This is a genomic window from Bradyrhizobium sp. SZCCHNS3002 (assembly GCF_032377435.1).
Taxonomy (GTDB): Bacteria; Pseudomonadota; Alphaproteobacteria; order Rhizobiales; family Xanthobacteraceae; genus Bradyrhizobium.
Genome location: NZ_JAUHHY010000018.1, coordinates 21,170 through 36,475, shown reverse-complemented (window position 1 = coordinate 36,475; position 15,306 = coordinate 21,170). Strand labels below are relative to the sequence as shown.

Annotated in this window: 10 protein-coding genes; 6 read left to right on the top strand and 4 right to left on the bottom strand. The window is 68.6% G+C overall.

Annotated features, from left to right (window positions below):
• Positions 1 to 410: 410 nt before the first annotated feature.
• Positions 411 to 1,616, bottom strand: a complete 1,206-nt coding sequence (locus tag QW845_RS29285) for a M20/M25/M40 family metallo-hydrolase (protein WP_315804982.1) — start codon at positions 1,614 to 1,616, stop codon at positions 411 to 413.
• 143 nt (positions 1,617 to 1,759) lie between these two features.
• Here QW845_RS29285 and QW845_RS29280 point away from each other — a divergent pair, with 143 nt between their 5' ends.
• The 4 genes from QW845_RS29280 (at position 1,760) to QW845_RS29265 (ending at position 5,179) form a co-directional block, all read left to right on the top strand.
• Positions 1,760 to 2,518: an SDR family oxidoreductase gene (locus QW845_RS29280; protein ID WP_315804981.1), complete on the top strand. Its 759-nt coding sequence runs from the start codon at positions 1,760 to 1,762 to the stop codon at positions 2,516 to 2,518.
• On the top strand, positions 2,515 to 3,423 hold the full coding sequence (locus tag QW845_RS29275) for a sigma-70 family RNA polymerase sigma factor (RefSeq protein ID WP_315804980.1): 909 nt from the start codon (positions 2,515 to 2,517) through the stop codon (positions 3,421 to 3,423). Before QW845_RS29280 ends, QW845_RS29275 begins: the two co-directional genes overlap by 4 nt.
• Before the next feature lie 81 nt (positions 3,424 to 3,504).
• On the top strand, positions 3,505 to 4,071 hold the full coding sequence (locus QW845_RS29270; RefSeq protein WP_315804979.1) for a cytochrome b: 567 nt from the start codon (positions 3,505 to 3,507) through the stop codon (positions 4,069 to 4,071).
• Between the two features lie 106 nt (positions 4,072 to 4,177).
• Entirely contained in the window at positions 4,178 to 5,179 is a 1,002-nt protein-coding gene (locus QW845_RS29265; protein WP_315804978.1) for a biotin/lipoyl-binding protein, read from the top strand.
• Between the two features lie 87 nt (positions 5,180 to 5,266).
• Here QW845_RS29265 and recQ read toward each other — a convergent pair whose 3' ends face one another.
• Positions 5,267 to 7,072, bottom strand: coding sequence for a DNA helicase RecQ (gene recQ / locus QW845_RS29260; RefSeq protein WP_315804977.1), 1,806 nt, complete (start codon positions 7,070 to 7,072; stop codon positions 5,267 to 5,269).
• A 224-nt stretch (positions 7,073 to 7,296) separates the two neighbouring features.
• On the opposite strand from recQ, the gene QW845_RS29255 reads away from it, so the two are divergent.
• Both QW845_RS29255 and QW845_RS29250 read left to right on the top strand, forming a co-directional pair.
• The gene (locus QW845_RS29255; RefSeq protein WP_315804976.1) at positions 7,297 to 7,944 is read left to right on the top strand and encodes a ParA family protein; all 648 of its coding nucleotides are present in this window, start codon (positions 7,297 to 7,299) and stop codon (positions 7,942 to 7,944) included.
• Positions 7,941 to 8,522, top strand: coding sequence for a hypothetical protein (locus QW845_RS29250; RefSeq protein WP_315804975.1), 582 nt, complete (start codon positions 7,941 to 7,943; stop codon positions 8,520 to 8,522). Before QW845_RS29255 ends, QW845_RS29250 begins: the two co-directional genes overlap by 4 nt.
• A 3-nt stretch (positions 8,523 to 8,525) precedes the next feature.
• Here QW845_RS29250 and QW845_RS29245 read toward each other — a convergent pair whose 3' ends face one another.
• Both QW845_RS29245 and QW845_RS29240 read right to left on the bottom strand, forming a co-directional pair.
• Positions 8,526 to 9,749: a trans-sulfuration enzyme family protein gene (locus QW845_RS29245; RefSeq protein WP_315804974.1), complete on the bottom strand. Its 1,224-nt coding sequence runs from the start codon at positions 9,747 to 9,749 to the stop codon at positions 8,526 to 8,528.
• The gene (locus QW845_RS29240; protein ID WP_315804973.1) at positions 9,742 to 15,306 is read right to left on the bottom strand and encodes a type I polyketide synthase; all 5,565 of its coding nucleotides are present in this window, start codon (positions 15,304 to 15,306) and stop codon (positions 9,742 to 9,744) included. Before QW845_RS29240 ends, QW845_RS29245 begins: the two co-directional genes overlap by 8 nt.

Sequence of the window (15,306 nt, the reverse complement as noted above, 5' to 3'; positions counted from 1 at the left end):
ACAGCCGAGCCGACGAACGGAGCGACGCGACGGCGAAATCGTGTGGTCCTGGCATCGCGGTGCTGATGCCAAGCCGGCGGTGATGATCCGCAGGCGACGGGGGCAAGACAGCCGTTCCCCGGGGAGAGCTCGTATAAGCTGTCAAACCGTCGCGCAGGGAAGGCCGGATATTGGGCTGAACCTGTGGTTCTGCCGCGTGCTTCTTGTTGCACGCGGACCGCGGGTATCAGCCGATACCCGGTCTTCCCTGCGCCTCTTCTTCGTAGGAGAGGTCAACTCCATGCAAAACTCGGGCGTACGCCGCCGCGAGATCGCTCGGCCTTGTCTGCAGATCGATCGCCCGAAGGAGGGAAGTGGTGGTGACGATGTCCCGCGCCGGCGTTGCGCAGGCTTCCTGCATCGGCGTCGTGTCAGCCCATCGTCGCGAGCCGCAGCGCCAGCGCGCAGGCGCGGTCGTATTCGTCGAGGTTGATCCATTCGTCTGTCGTGTGCGGCTCGTTCTGGCCGGTGCCGAAGGTCACGGTCGGGATGCCGTGGCGGACCATCCAGTTGGCGTCGAGGCCGCCATTGCCGGCGCGCAAGGTCGGCGTGGCGCCGATGTCGGCGACGGCCGCGGTGGCGCGCTTGACGACGGGCAGGGTCTCCTTCATCCGGAACGGATGATAGTCGGTCTCGGCCTTGAACTTGACGCGGCCGGACTTGCCCTCGCTGTTGGTGACCTGCTTGGCCGCCTTCTCGAAAGCCGTCTTGTAGGCCTTGGTGATCTCGCGGATGAATTTGGCATCGTGGCTGCGGCATTCGCCGCGGACGTGGACGTAGTCGGTCACGACGTTGGTGGCGTCGCCCGCGGGGCGGCCTTCGCCGCCGGTGACCGGGCCGACATTGCTGGTGCCAAGCCTCGCGGCCTTGCCCTTGCCCTTCACCACCTTGCCGAACCAGCCGCCGGCTTTGACGTCGGCGAGCGCGAGCGCCAGGATCATGGTGGCGCTGATGCCGCGCTCAGGCGCGACGCCGGCATGCGAGGCGCGTCCGAAGATCTCGACCTCCCAGCGGTCGGCACCGACAGCCCCGATCGTGACGGCGGAGGCGGAGCTGCCGTCGAAGTTGAACGCCATCTCGGGCCCGCCGAGGTCGTCGGTGTTGACGTGCCGCGCGCCATAGAGCCCGCTCTCCTCGCGCACGCAGAACAGCAGGGTGATCGGCGGATGATCGAGCCTCTCGCGGATCAGCTCGGCCGCGAGGGTGACGAGAATGCCGCAGCCGCAGCGATTGTCGCCGCCGAGCGCGGTCCTGGCCTGATTGACGATCTTGCGGCCGGAGATCTTCGGCTGCGCGCCGGCGCACAGCGGCACGGTGTCCATGTGGGTCATGAACATGACGCGCGGCTGGTTGTGCATCGTGCCGCGGCCGGGCAGCTCGACGATCAGGTTGCCGGTCTCGGTCGGCAGCGGAATCCGGGTGTTGGCATCATCGAGCCGCATCGCCTTGGCCGGGACCCCCGCCTGCTTCAGCGCCGCCATGATCTCGCGCCCGATCGCCTTTTCCTGTCCGGTCACGCCCTGCACGGCGAGAAAACGCATCAGACGATCGGTGGCGGCGGCGGTGTCGACGGACATGAAGCGATTCCCATGATGAACGATGTGCCCGGAGCATCCAGCCGGGCGGCCGGTTGCGCAAGAGGGCTCGCATTGGTTTCGCCGCCTGACTCTTTTCCGATGCCTCGATCGTCTTCATGTCATCTCGACATTGGAGCATCATCATGAGCCTGAAAGACAAGACGATCGTCGTCACCGGCGGAAGCCGCGGCCTTGGCCTGGGAGTCGTGGAGGCCCTCGTCGATCGCGGCGCCAAGGTGACCGTCGTCGCGCGCGGAACCGGCGCGTTGAATGCCGTCGCCGCCCGCCTCGGCGTGGCCACGATCGCGGCCGACGTCACCGACGAGGACGCCGCGCATCGCATCGTCGGCGATATCCGCCCCGACATCCTGGTCTTGAACGCCGGAACGACGCCGCACATGGACCGGCTGGATCGGCTGAGGTGGGAGGATTTTTCGATCGCCTGGGACACGGACGTCAAGGCGGGCTTGTACTGGATCCAGGCGGCGCTCAAGCTCCCCCTGAAATCAGGAAGCCGCGTCCTGGTCGGATCGAGCGGCGCGGCGGTGGGCGGTTCACAGATGTCAGGCGGCTATGGCGGCGCCAAGCGCATGCTCTGGTTCATGGCGAAATACGCCAACGGCGTGTCGCAGGACGACAGGCTCGGCATCCGCTTCCAGGCGATCGTGCCGCGCATGATGATCCTCGGCACGGGAGTGGGGGATACGGCCGCGGGCGCCTATGCGGGCGCGATGGGCATTACGCCGGAAGCGTTCGTTGCCCGTTTCGGCGCGCCGATGCCGCCGCGCGCGTTCGGCGACCGCGTCGTCTCCGTGCTGGAGGACCAGCGCTTCGCCGATGGTGTCGTGTTCGGTCTGAACGGCGACGACGGCGTGACGGTGATGGAAGGAGCGGCAGCTTGAGTGACGGCGGACATGCTTCGCCCGGCGTGCGCAGCGCCGAGCTCGTGGCCCTGGCGGAGCAGCTGCGGCCGGAGCTGCATCGCTATTGCGCGCGCCTGATGGGCTCGGTGATCGACGGCGAGGACGTCGTGCAGGACACACTGACAAAAGCGCTCGTCGCGGTGAACGAGATGCGCGACGTCGCGATGCTGCGCGCCTGGCTGTTCCGGGTCGCGCACAACCGGGCGCTCGACTTGCTGCGCAGCCGTGTGATCCGGGCTGCCGAACCGATGGAGGCGGCCGACGGCGTCGCCGACGACACCGTGCCCGATGCCATGGAGATGATGATGCGCGAGGAGGCGGTGCGGACCGCGGTGTCGCGCTTCGCGGAGCTTGCGATCACTCAGCGCAGCGTCCTCGTTCTGAAGGACGTGCTCGACGAGCCGCTCGCCGACATCGCGGCGCTGCTCGGCCTGACGGTGGACTCGGTGAAGGCGCATCTCGCCCGCGCCCGGGCGCGGCTCTCCGAGATCAACGCTCTGGCCGAGGCACGGCCGGCGGCGAGACCCGCCTCCGATGCGGTGACACGCTATGTCAGCCTGTTCAACCGGCGTGATTGGGACGGCCTGCGTGCGCTGCTGGCGCACGACGTCAAACTGCACCAGTCCACTCATCCCGTCCGTGTCGGCTCGGCCGATGTCGGGATGTTCTTCAGCATCTATGCCGGGATGGACGGCGTCTGGCTGGCGCCGGCCCGGCTGGAGGGCCGGGAAGTGATCGCCGTGTTCGAACGCCCGGGCGATCCGCAGCCCAGCTACTTCATGTGGCTGAGCTGGCGCGACGGCAAGATCAGCTTCATCCGCGACTACCGCTACGTCCGCTATGTCATGGCCGATGCAGAGCTGGCACTCGTCCCGCCGGTCTGAGCACCCAGACCTGCAAGGGCTTGATCCACATCAACGAGGGACGGTCGCGCCAGGAGCATCTTTTGCTAACAGAGGTCTGAGATGCAGCTCTTCAACTCGACGAGGGACTACGGCGCGATTCCGCAGACGCTGCATTGGCTGACGGTCGTTCTCGTGGCCGTCGCCTGGGCGCTTGGGGTGTTCGGTGACGTGCTGCCCAAGGGCGCGCCGCGCGAGTCCGGCCTGCTCGTCCATGTGACGGCCGGGATCGCGATCCTCATGCTTCTGGTGGTGCGCCTGGCTTGGCGGCTGGCCGACCCATCTCCGCCGCCGGAAGCGACCGAATTCGCCACATGGATGGGAAAGTGGCAGGATCCGGCCGCGCGTTTCGCGCACTATGTTCTCTATGCGCTGCTCTTTGCCGTGCCCGTCATTGGCATCGTGTTGCAGTTTGCGCGCGGTGAGTCCTTGCCGCTGTTTGGCATCGCCGAGATCGCGTCGCCCTGGCCCAAGGATCGCGCGTTTGCTCACAACGTCAAGGAAGTGCATGAAATTCTCGCCCACACCCTTGTCATCGTGGCCGCAATGCATGCGGCCGCTGCGCTGATCCATCACTGGATCTTCCGGGACCGGACGCTGCTTCGCATGCTGCCTCACTCGGACGATTAGGGAAGGCGACACGCCTGTCGGAAATTGTGGATTGCGCCGGTCGCTTCCGCCGCGGCCGTCACCGCCGTCTCGTGTCGAGCTGTGAGGTGGCGTCGCGGTGCCGTCGATGCGGGCATTGTTTCGAGAAATTGAAGACCCAATTCGGTCCAAGCGCCATTATCAACCGGCCTGCGAGCCGCCACATCGGCGTCACGAGCATCCGGTGGGCGCGACCCTCACGTCACGAGGACGGCGCCGAGGCAGCAAACGCGCCCGATGCCGTGGTCGTGAGGAGCGAACGGTGGACGGACAGCAAGCGCCGGGCGGATCCCGGCCGGGCATTGTGCATAAGGAGCGTTCGCCGGCGGACCCGCGCGCCACACCCAGGGGGGCCGCTGGACGTGCGCTGTGGCCGCTCGCCGGGCTCGGCCTGATGATCGGAATGCTCGTCGCGCTGCCATGGATGGTCGAATATCTGACCGTCGGCCAGTATCTCGTCCACACCGATGACGCCTATGTCAGGATGAACGAAGTCCCGGTCAGGTCGGCGGTGTCCGGCCGGGTCAGGGACCTGCTCGTGACCGACAATCAGGAGATCGTTGCGGGACAAGTTCTGGCACGGATCGAGCACCGGGACGAGCGCGCCGCGACGGTCGCGCTGAACGACGTCATCGCTCCCGTCGCCGGCGTCGTGGCCGCAGGCGGTCTCCATGTCGGGGACGTCGTGACGGCAGATCGGTCGTTGATGGCCGTGGTCACGCCGGGCGAGCCCGATATCATCGCTGCCCTCGCGGTCTCCGAGATCACCTATGTCGCGATCGGACAGGCGGTCACGATCGACGTGCCGGGCCTGCCTTCCATCCGGCTGTATGGACATGTCGCGGATGCCGAACTGATCGGCGCAGCGTCCGGCTCGCCGGACAACGAAGACCGGATCGCGCTGAAGATCCGCCTGCCGAGGGCGGCGATGCCCACCGGATTGAGATCGGGCATGGCGGTCGGTGCGACGATCCTGACTGGCCTGACCGGGACGGAGCGGATGGTTTCGCAGATCCTGCGGGAGAGGGCGCGGAAGAGCTGTCGCTGCGAGCAGGATCTCCAACCCGCGTCGATGCAGCGGCGCATCTGACCATGACCATCCCTGCGCAACCTCGAATGCCGCCGTGAACTTGGTAGAGAGGAACCTTGCGCGCGCCCAGCGAATGTGCCGCCGGTCTCAATCGCCCGCATCATGCGCGTTGATGACCGCCACGAAGGCCTCGCCGTAGCGCGCGAGCTTGACCGTGCCGGCGCCGGGGATGCTGGCGAGCTCCGCGACGGAGCGTGGATGGCGGGCCGCCATCTCGGCCAGCGTCTTGTCGTGGAAGATGACGTAGGGCGGGACGTTCTGCGCCTTGGCGAGCTCCATCCGCCGCACGCGCAGCTTGTCGAACAGCTCGCGGTCGATGTCGGGAAACGCCGTCGCGGTCTGGCGCTCCCGGACCTTGCGGTCGCGCTTCGCCTTCTTCAGCACGCGCAGGCTGAGCTGCGGCCTGTCGCGCAGGAACTGGCGGCCTTCGGGCGAGATCGACAGGCCGCCATGGCCGGCGACGTCGACGCTGATCAGGCCGTGGGCGACGAGCTGGCGGACGATCGAGCGCCAAGCGTTGCGATCGTGCTCCTTGCCGATGCCGAAGGTCGAGAGCTTGTCGTGGCCGAGCCGCTCGATGCGCTCGTCGCTCTCGCCGAGCAGCACCGCGACGACATGCGCCTGGCCGAAGCGCTCTCCGGTGCGGTGGATGCAGGACAGGAGCTTCTGCGCGGCGATGGTGCCGTCGAAGGTCTCCGGCGGATCGAGGCAGATATCGCAATTGCCGCACGGCGCGCAATCGTCGCCGAAATAGCGCAGCAGCACCTGGCGGCGGCACTGGCAGGTCTCGGCGAAGCCGAGCAGCGCATCGAGCTTGCGGCGCTCGGTGCGCTTGCGCGCATCGGGCGCGTCGGACTCGTCGATGAAGCGGCGGCGCAGCGCGATGTCCTCCGCCCCGTACAGCATCAGAGTCTCGGAGGGCAGGCCGTCGCGCCCGGCGCGGCCGGTCTCCTGATAGTAGGCCTCGATGCTGGAGGGCAGGTCGGCATGAACAACGAAGCGCACGTCGGGCTTGTCGATGCCCATGCCGAAGGCGATGGTGGCAACCATGATCAGGCCCTGCTCGAGCTGGAAGCGGCGCTGATTCTTCTCCCGCGCCTTCATCTCCATGCCGGCATGATAGGGCAGCGCCGGGAAGCCGTGATCGCTGAGCGAGGCCGCGACCTCCTCGGTCTTGCGCTTCGACAGGCAGTAGACGATGCCGCTCTCGCCCTCGCGCGATTTGAGGAAGGCCAGCATCTGCTGCATGCTGTTGACCTTCTCGGCCGCGCCATAGCGGATGTTCGGCCGGTCGAAGCCGGCGATGAAGCTGTTGCCGTCGCCGATGGCGAGATGCTCGACGATCTCGGCGCGGGTCGGCGCATCGGCCGTGGCGGTGAGCGCGATGCGCGGTATGGTGGGGAACAGCCCGGCGAGGCAGTCGAGGGCGCGGTATTCGGGCCGGAAGTCATGGCCCCATTGCGAAACGCAATGCGCCTCGTCGATCGCGATCAGCGACAGTTGCGCGGTCTTGAGGCGTTCGAGGTTCTCGGGCTTGAGCAGCGTCTCTGGCGCCATGTAGAGCAGGTCGAGTTCGCCGCGCTCGATGTCCTGCCACAGCAGGTCCTTCTCGGCGCCCCAGAGCCGCGAGTTGAGCGCCGCGGCCTTCACGCCGGCCTGCCGGAGCGCCGCGACCTGGTCCTCCATCAGCGCGATCAGCGGCGAGATGATCAGCCCGAGGCCGGGACGCGCCAGCGCCGGAATCTGGTAGCACAACGATTTGCCGCCGCCGGTCGGCATCAGCACGAAGGCGTTATGGCCGGCGATCACGTGCTCGACGATGTCGCGCTGCCGTCCGCGGAAACTGTCATAGCCGAACACGGTCTTGAGGATCGAGAGCGGATCGGCGGCCATGGCAACGCACTTCTTCGACGGACAGAGGGACTGGATAAGTCCCGTCGCAGCCCGCCGCCGTCAAGCGAAAGCTGCCCGCTGGTGCGCATTTCGGCCAGGCGATGCATGGGGCGGGGACAGCGGCAGGGGGCGCGTTGGACAAGCCGAGGAGTTATGGCAGAATCGACTTGCATCGCATTATGCTCCTATCCTGATACGCGCATGGGCTCCCGGGGTGAGCTGACATGACCCATCGGATCATCACGCTGGCCACGCTGAAGGGTGGGAGCGGCAAGAGTACGGTCGCGACCTGCCTGGCGGTGCATTGGCACCTCGCCGGGCGCAGGGTGGTGCTGGTCGATGCCGATCCGCAGCGATCGGTGGTGCGGCTCGCCGAGCGGGAGCGTGCGCTCGCCGGCCTGCGCGTCGTCGAGGATGCCACCGAAGGCGTTTGGCGCACCGCCAAGGAGCTCGCAAAATCGGCGCTGGTGATCATCGACACGCCGGGGTTTCGCACGCCCTCGACGCTCGGCGCGCTGGCCGCTGCCGATCTCGTGATCGTTCCGGTGAAGCCGTCGCCGCTGGATGTCGATGCCATGCTCGACACGCTTGCGATCCTGGTCAACGGCATCAGGGGCTGGCGGCCGCTGTTCCGCTGCCTGCTGACGCAGACGACGCGGGAGTCGGTGATCGCCAAGCACATCCGCGTGGAGATCATGAAGGCCGGTTTTCCGCTGCTCGACAGCGAGATGCAGAACCGCGTCGCCTATCCCGAGGCGGCGCTGTATGGCGCGACGCCGGAGCTGATCGACGAGGGCGGGCGCGCGGCGCAGGACATCGCGGCGATCGCCGACGAGATCGATCGTCTGTTCCTCCACGAGGCCGCGGCATGAGCCGCAAGCTGCCGAAGGCGGTCGGCCGGACCATGGGGGAGATGCGCGGCACCGGCGCTGCTGATGGCGACGACGCGCAGGTCGCCGAGGGCAAGAGCGTGAAGGCCAAGGCGGCGCCTGCGGATGCCGGTTCGGACCCGGTCGACGAGGTGATCGCGCCGGCGCTGGTGCCCGGCGTGTCGTCGGCGGTCGTGCCGTCGCACCGGCAGCGCGGCCAACTGATCGTCGAGCGCTATGCTGCCTATGCCGCCGCGGGCGGGCTGATCCCGATTCCCTTCGCCGGCCCCGTCGGGGTCGGACTGATCGTGCTGCATATGCTGAAGAAGCTCGCCGAGGAGTACAGCGTGCCGTTCCAATACGATCAGGCGCGCCCGATCGTCGCCAGCCTGATGGCGGCTGCGGCGCCTGTGGTCGCGGGCGGCCTGACCACGGCGGCGCTGAGTCGTGTGGTGCCCGGCGCCAACCTGTACGGGATCGCGGTGTTCTCGCTGACGGCGATGACCACCACGCGCGTGCTCGGCGGCATTTTCCTCGATCATTTCGAGCAGGGCGGCAGCCTTGCCGACCTCGGCGCGTGACCGCTACGCGTCTCCATCGAGTGCGCGCGACCAGTCGGCGATCAGATCGGCAGCCTCCTCGAGGCCGGTCGAGAGCCGCACCCAGAATTCATCCGCCGGCTGTTTGGCGAACTGCCGCGGCGGCGGCTCCAGGATCGGCAGCACGAGGCTCTCGGCGCCGCCCCAGCCGAAGCCGAGCCGGCTCAGAGCGAGGCGGTTGATGGCGGCGATGACGTCGTCGCGGGCCTCGGCGGCGAAGGCGATCGTCAGCAGTCCGGCTGCGCTCCTGCAGTCGCGCCGCCACAGCTCGTGCCCCGGCGCGCCAGGCAGTGCCGGGCACAGCACGCGGCGCACGTCCGCGCGTGCGGCGAACCAGCGGCCGAGCTCGATCGTGGTGCGCAGCTGGCGCTCGCCGCGCAATGGCAGGCTGCGCAGGCCGCGCAGCGCCAGATACGACTCCAGCGCGCCGGGTACGTGCCCGAGCTGCACGGCGATGTCCTTCAGCCGCGCGGCATGGCGGTGCGAGGTGACGAGGGCGCCGAGCATCAGGTCGGCATGGCCCGCCGCCTGCTTGCCGAGCGACACCACGACCACGTCGACACCGTGCTCGAACGGCCGGAACGCGCCGAACGCGCCCCAGCTGTTGTCGAGAATGGTGATGACGCCGTGCGATCGCGCCGCAGCCGCGATGGCGGGTACGTCCTGCATCTCCAGCGACAGCGAGCCCGGCGATTCCATGTAGACCGCGCAGGTCCCCGGCCGCAGCAGCCGGGCGATGTCGGCGCCGGCGGCCGGATCGTAGAACTCGATCTCGACGCCAAGGCCGCGCAGCACGGTCTCGCAGAACCGGCGGGTGCTCGACGCGACGGTGTCGGCGACGAGGAGATGCTGGCCGGCGCGGGCGAAGGCGATCAGGGCCGCGGTCACCGCGGCGCTGCCGCTCGACACCAGGATGGCGCGTTCGCCGAGCTCGAGCTGGGCGACCGCCGTCTCGATCCTGCTGACGGCGGGCGTGCCCATGCCGCCATAGAAGAACACGTCGAACGGATTGGCCTCGGCTTCGTGCAGGGTCTCGACAGTGTCGAAGAACACCGTCGAGGCCGGCTGGATCGCGGGCTGCGGAGTCTGCCGCTCTGCGGTTGCTTGAACGGCACGGGTGGACAGATGGAGCTGTGGTCCGCAAGGCTGATCCGGCATCCCGGTCCCGGTCCGCGACGGGCTCAGTCTGATGGCATTGTTGTCAGTCACGGCCGGTGCCCTCCGCAGCGAGCATGTCGATCAGCGCATCGAGTTCGTCCTCCGACAGGGCATCGAGCTCGCCGTCGGACAGGATTGGCGTGTCGCCTGCCGGAACGGGCTCGGCGGAAGGCGCATCCGTCCGCATCGTTTCGAGATGCGATGCGAGCAGCCGCGGTGTCGGATGGTCGAAGATCACGGTGGCCGGCAGGCGGATGCCGGTGCGGCCCTGCAGGCGGTTGCGCAGGTCGAGGCCGCTCAGGGAGTCCAGGCCAAGCTCCGTGAAGCGCCGGTCGGGATCGATGCCATCGCCTGCATCACGCCCGAGCGACCGGGCGAGATCGGCCAGGACCCTGGCAAGCAGCGTCTCATCCGAAGGACGTGGCTCCGCGATCTCCGTCCGAGCCTTTGCTGGAACGTGCCGCTCGCGGCCGGCGCGCAGCTCCGCGAGTTGAGGCGCCGCCGGGCGGCGCTCCAGGAAGCGATCGACATCGAGCGGCACCACGCCGATCTGCGCCGGGTTGGCGTTGAGGATGCGCCAGAGCGCGTCGAGACCTTGCGCGGTGCGGATCGTGCCGATGCCGAGGCGCTGCAGATTGCCTTGATGATCGTGTCCGGCCACGACCCCGGTCTCCGACCAGGCGCCCCAGTTGATGCTGATTGCGGCAAGCCCACGCGCACGCCGATGGGCGGCCAGCGCATCGAGCCAGGCATTGGCGGCCGCATGGCTGGCCTGTCCGGCCGAGCCGAGCAGCGATGCGGCCGAGGAGAACAGCACGAAGCAGGCGAGGTCGTGCTGCGCAAACAGCCGATGCAGCACCAGCGCGCCGGTCACTTTGGGATCGAACGCCAGGGCCAGCCGCTCCGGCGACTGTTCAGTCAACAGCGCATCGTCGAGCACGCCGGCCGCGTGAAACACGCCGCGGATGGGGACGTCGGCGGGCAATGAAGAGAGCACCGACTGCATTGCATGCTCGCTCGCGACATCGGCCACCAGCGCATGGATCTGGATTCCCGCGGCGCTCCAGCCTGCGAGACGCCGCGCAATGGTCTCATCGGGCGGGCGGCGACCAACCAGCGCGATGTTGCGCGCGCCCTTCGCGATCAGCGCTTCGGCGAGCGCCAGGCCAAGACCGCCATAGCCGCCGGTGATCAGTTGGATGCCGTCGAACGAAAGTGTGGCGGGCGAACCCTCGGTCCGCTTCGGCGGGGCTGACGCAATCCGCGGCACGAAACGGCGCCCGTTGCGGACCGCCTGAAGCGTTTCGCCCTCGTCGCAATCGAGCGCGGCCAGCAGATCGGCGCTGGTCGTGCTGGCGTCGATATCGATCAGTCGTGCGGCCAGATTCGGCAGCTCGAGCGCTGCCACTTTCATCAGCCCCGGCAGCGAGGCTGCGACCAGACCATCGACCTGGTCGCCCGGTGATGCAGCGATCGCACCGCGGGTCGGGATGCTGACGCGCGCGGGCGAGGACAGGCTTGCAGCAAGCTGCAAGGTGGCGAGACTGCGCGCCGTCGTGTCGAGGATCGCTTCTCGCATGGTTTCGACTGCGACGTCGGGAGCGCCGGCCGCATCCAGCGCCGTGCAGTCGACAACGTGAACGCGGCCCGTCGCTTCGGCCGCACGGCGATGCAGCTCGGGTGGTTGCAGCAGGCTGCATTGCGCGCCGGCTTCGGCCAGCACCTGCGCCAGCCGTGCCGCCTCACCTCCCTCGTCGGCCACGAGAAGCCATTCGCTTTCGGCAACGACATGGCCGGCGCGCGCGAGGATGACGGTCTGACCGAACGGCTCTGCGCCAAGCAGCGGTGAGATCTCGTCGAAGCCGTGTCGTGTGAGCATCCGGCCCCAGCCGGCGATGTCGAGCAAAGCATGGCCGGTCTTGCGCCGGTCGTCATCGAAGCGCCACCAGCCGTCGGTCATGCCGAAGGTCAGATCGAGCCAGCGCTGCGGCGTCACCGCTTCGACGAGCACCAGCAGACCGCCAGGCGCCAGCAACTGGCGCGCGTGGGCGAGCGTGACGGCAAGGTCTCGCGTCGCATGCAGCACGTTGGCGGCGACCACGATGTCGAAGCTTCGCAGCGTGAGACCCTGGCTCGCTGGCTCCGCTTCGATATCGAGTCGCTTCGTCTCGATCTGCTCGCCGAAGCGGTCGCGTGCATCGGTCAGGAACACGGTGCCGATGTCGGTGAACACGTAGCGTGTGGCATCTCTGGGCAGCGCATCGAGCACGGCGGCCGTGGTCGCTCCGGTCCCGGCACCGATCTCCAGGACCTGGATCTGACCGGGGGCTGCCTGTTCGGCCCAGGACGCCAGCGCCTGCTTCAGCAGCGTGTTCATACAGCGCGTCGGCAACGGCTCAGAATAGAGCTCAGCGAGCTGGCGCGGATCGCCGGCGGGCGACAGCAATTCGAGCGGATCGAGCTTGCCGGTGAGCACCTCATGCAGCCGGGGTCCGCAACGCGACAGCAGCCGCCACTCGGCGGCGATCGAGATGTCGGGCAAATTGGCGGGCGCGCGCGGCGGCAGCGGCCGGTCGGGCCGATCGACAAAGCCGGTGGATGTCGTGGCGATGAGGCCGGCCTCCGCCAACATCGACAGCATGCGCGCGAGCAGGGCGCGCTGGTTCGAAGCAATGCCGAAGCGCGCCGCGATCGTCTCCACCGAGCCGTCGAGCGCGAGGTGACGGCGCCAGCCGAGCGCATGGAGCGCGCCGGCGGCATAGCAAAGGCTGACCTCATCGAGCAGCCGTTGGCCGTCGCGATAGGCGACGTAGGCCGGCGTTGCCGCGAGACGTTCGCCTGTCGCGGCAACCGATGCCGCGATCTTGCGGACGGCGGGCCGGTGCAGCCGCTGCGCGCGCCAATGCTCGGCGATGAACCAGGCGTCGGGCGCGGCATCCGCGTGGGCCAGCCAGTCGGCCGGCATGGCGCGCGCTTCGAAGCCTTCGATCACGAGCCGCGTATCGCCCGTGTCCGAGAGCAGGCGCAGGTCGGCGGTGACGCTGTCGGCATCGCGGCGCGTCAGGCGCATGTGCCACCAGCCGGTCGCCTGGTCCGGACCACCCGTCCATCGCAGGCCGGCGCAACGCACCGGGACGATCGGCGCATTGTAGTCGTCGCCGAGCGCCGCGAGCAGCAATTGAAAGCCCGCATCGATCAAGCCAGGATGCAGCGGACCTGCTTCATCCGCGGTGAGATGATCGAGTGGCGCGCAGCGCGCCAGGGCCTGGTCTCGGCCGCGCCAGACCTGCTGCAGATGGCGAAAGCGCGGGCCGAGCGCGATCCCGAACCGGCGGGCGCGCGCATAGAGCGCGACGACATCGAGCGCGTCGGGGCAAGCGCCGCGGAGCGCAGCGAGATCGCTCGCGGGCGCAGCCCCGCTGACGTCCTGCAAGCGCGCTGTCAGGCACCGCCGCCATGCCGACTCATTAGCGGCACGGCCCATCAGTTTGAGCTGGCCGCCATCGGCATCGCCATCAGTGACGGCGATTTCCACCTCCACGTCAGCGCCACGCGGCAGCGTGAGGGGCTGTGGCAGCCTGATGTCGCTGAGGCTGCTGACGCCGAGGCGCATGGCCGCCTCGCGGGCGGCCGCAATCCATACGGCGCCGGCGACAACGATCGCGCCCTGCACCTCGTGATCGTCAAGCAGCGGCTGCAGCGAAGGGCCAAGCCGGAAATGAAACAAGGTCGCGTCGAGCGCGGCCGAGCGGACGAGAGCGCCGATCAGAGAGCGGGGCGTGCCGCTTGCGAGGTCGAACCAATAACGCTGCCGCTGGAACGCCGTGGTGGCGACATCGCGCTTGCGCCAGCTCTGCCGCGGCCAGAGCATCGACCAGTCGACGCTGCGGCCCGCGAGGAACGCCGCAGCGGCGGCGTGGCAGTCGGTCGTCCGTTCGGCCTCGCCGCTCAGGCTGCGAGCGACTGCGGAAGCCGCTTGCGAATTGGCGTCACCGCATGCAAAGGCGCGTAGCTGTCGCGCGAGCGCGCGGGGCTCGGATGCGATCGCCGTGAGGCGATGCGCGAACGCGCCGCGGCAGGTCGCGGCGGTCGCACAATAATCGCGGAGCTCGGCCGCCGGCAATCCGTCCAGCAGACCCGCGTGCTGCTCGGCCTGCTCGCGCAGCGCCGCGGCGGACTTTGCCGAGATCACCAGCAGCTCGTCGCCGCAAGGCGCCGGAATGGCCGGCACATCCGCGGGCACGGGCACCTCGATGACGAGATGGGCGTTGGTGCCGGAGAAGCCGAAGGCGCTGACGGCGGCGACGCGTCGGCCCGGCGGCAAGGGCGTCGGCTTGCGCGGCACTGCAAGCCGGTAGTGATCCCAGTCGATGTTCGGATTGGGTGTCTCGAAGTGCAGATGCGGCGGCACGATGCCGTTCCGCAGACTGAGAAGGGTCTTCATCAGCCCGGCAACGCCGGCCGCGGCTTCCAGATGCCCGAAATTGGTCTTCAGCGATCCAACAAGCAGCGGCTCGTTGCGCTCGGTGGCATAGACACGGCCGATCGCCCGCAGCTCGATGGGATCACCGAGCGGGGTGCCGGTGCCATGAGCTTCGACATAGGCGACGTCCGACGCAGCGAGGCCGGCGCGGCTGAGCGCTTCGCGCATGACGGCTTCCTGCGCCGCTCCGCTCGGCACGGTCAGGCCGCCGCTGGCGCCGTCCTGGTTGACGGCGCTGCCTCTGATGATGCCGAGGATGGTGTCGCCGTCGGCCTCGGCATCGGCGAGACGCTTCAGCACCACGACGCCGCAGCCCTCGCCACGGACATAGCCGTCGGCGCCGGCGTCGAAGGTGCGGCAGCGCCCGCGCGGCGACAGCATGTGCGCCTTGGAGAAGGCGATGCTTGGGACCGGGCTGAGGATCAACCCGACGCCGCCGGCGAGCGCAAGGCTGCATTCGTTCTGCTGCAGGCTGCGGCAGGCCTGGTGGATCGCGACCAGCGACGACGAGCAGGCCGTGTCGATGGTCATGCTCGGGCCGGTGAGGCCGAGGACGTAAGACAGGCGGCCGGCGGCCACGCTGAGCACCGTGCCGCTGACATGATAGGGCCCGACGCGGTCGCGATCCTCGGGCGCCGCCTGCAGCGTTGCGTAGTCGAAAGTGCCGAGACCCACGAACACGCCGGCGGCGCTGCCGTAGAGCGCGGTCGGATCCTGGTTGGCGCGCTCCAGCGCCTCCCAGCTCACTTCGAGCAGGACACGCTGCTGCGGATCCATGGCGTGGGCTTCGCGCGGCGCGATGTTGAAGAAGTCGGCATCGAAGCGATCGACGCCTGCGCAGAACGCGCCGTGGCGCGCGGTCATGTGCCCCGGCGTGGCGGGATCCGGATCGACGAGGCGGGCGTTGTCCCAGCGATCCCGTGGCGTCTCGGTCACTGCGTCACGTCCATTGGCGAGACTGTCCCACAGCTCCGCGGGCGTACCGGCGCCGGGCAGGCGGCAGGCCATGCCGACAATCGCGATCGGCGCCGGCGTCTTGAGGCGCGCGATCTCCGCCTCGAGGCGGCGGATCGTCAGCAGCGCCTGCTTGATGAGGGACGGGTCCTTGGGCTCTGGACTGCTCAT

What these genes read in the sequence shown, in the direction of transcription:
- QW845_RS29270 (WP_315804979.1), top strand. Translation starts at nt 3,505, where the DNA reads ATGCAGCTCTTCAACTCGACGAGGGACTACGGCGCGATTCCGCAGACG.
- QW845_RS29265 (WP_315804978.1), top strand. Translation starts at nt 4,178, where the DNA reads ATGCGGGCATTGTTTCGAGAAATTGAAGACCCAATTCGGTCCAAGCGC.
- QW845_RS29280 (WP_315804981.1), top strand. Translation starts at nt 1,760, where the DNA reads ATGAGCCTGAAAGACAAGACGATCGTCGTCACCGGCGGAAGCCGCGGC.
- QW845_RS29255 (WP_315804976.1), top strand. Translation starts at nt 7,297, where the DNA reads ATGACCCATCGGATCATCACGCTGGCCACGCTGAAGGGTGGGAGCGGC.
- recQ (WP_315804977.1), bottom strand. Translation starts at nt 7,072, where the DNA reads ATGGCCGCCGATCCGCTCTCGATCCTCAAGACCGTGTTCGGCTATGAC.
- QW845_RS29240 (WP_315804973.1), bottom strand. Translation starts at nt 15,306, where the DNA reads ATGAGCAGTCCAGAGCCCAAGGACCCGTCCCTCATCAAGCAGGCGCTG.
- QW845_RS29285 (WP_315804982.1), bottom strand. Translation starts at nt 1,616, where the DNA reads ATGTCCGTCGACACCGCCGCCGCCACCGATCGTCTGATGCGTTTTCTC.
- QW845_RS29250 (WP_315804975.1), top strand. Translation starts at nt 7,941, where the DNA reads ATGAGCCGCAAGCTGCCGAAGGCGGTCGGCCGGACCATGGGGGAGATG.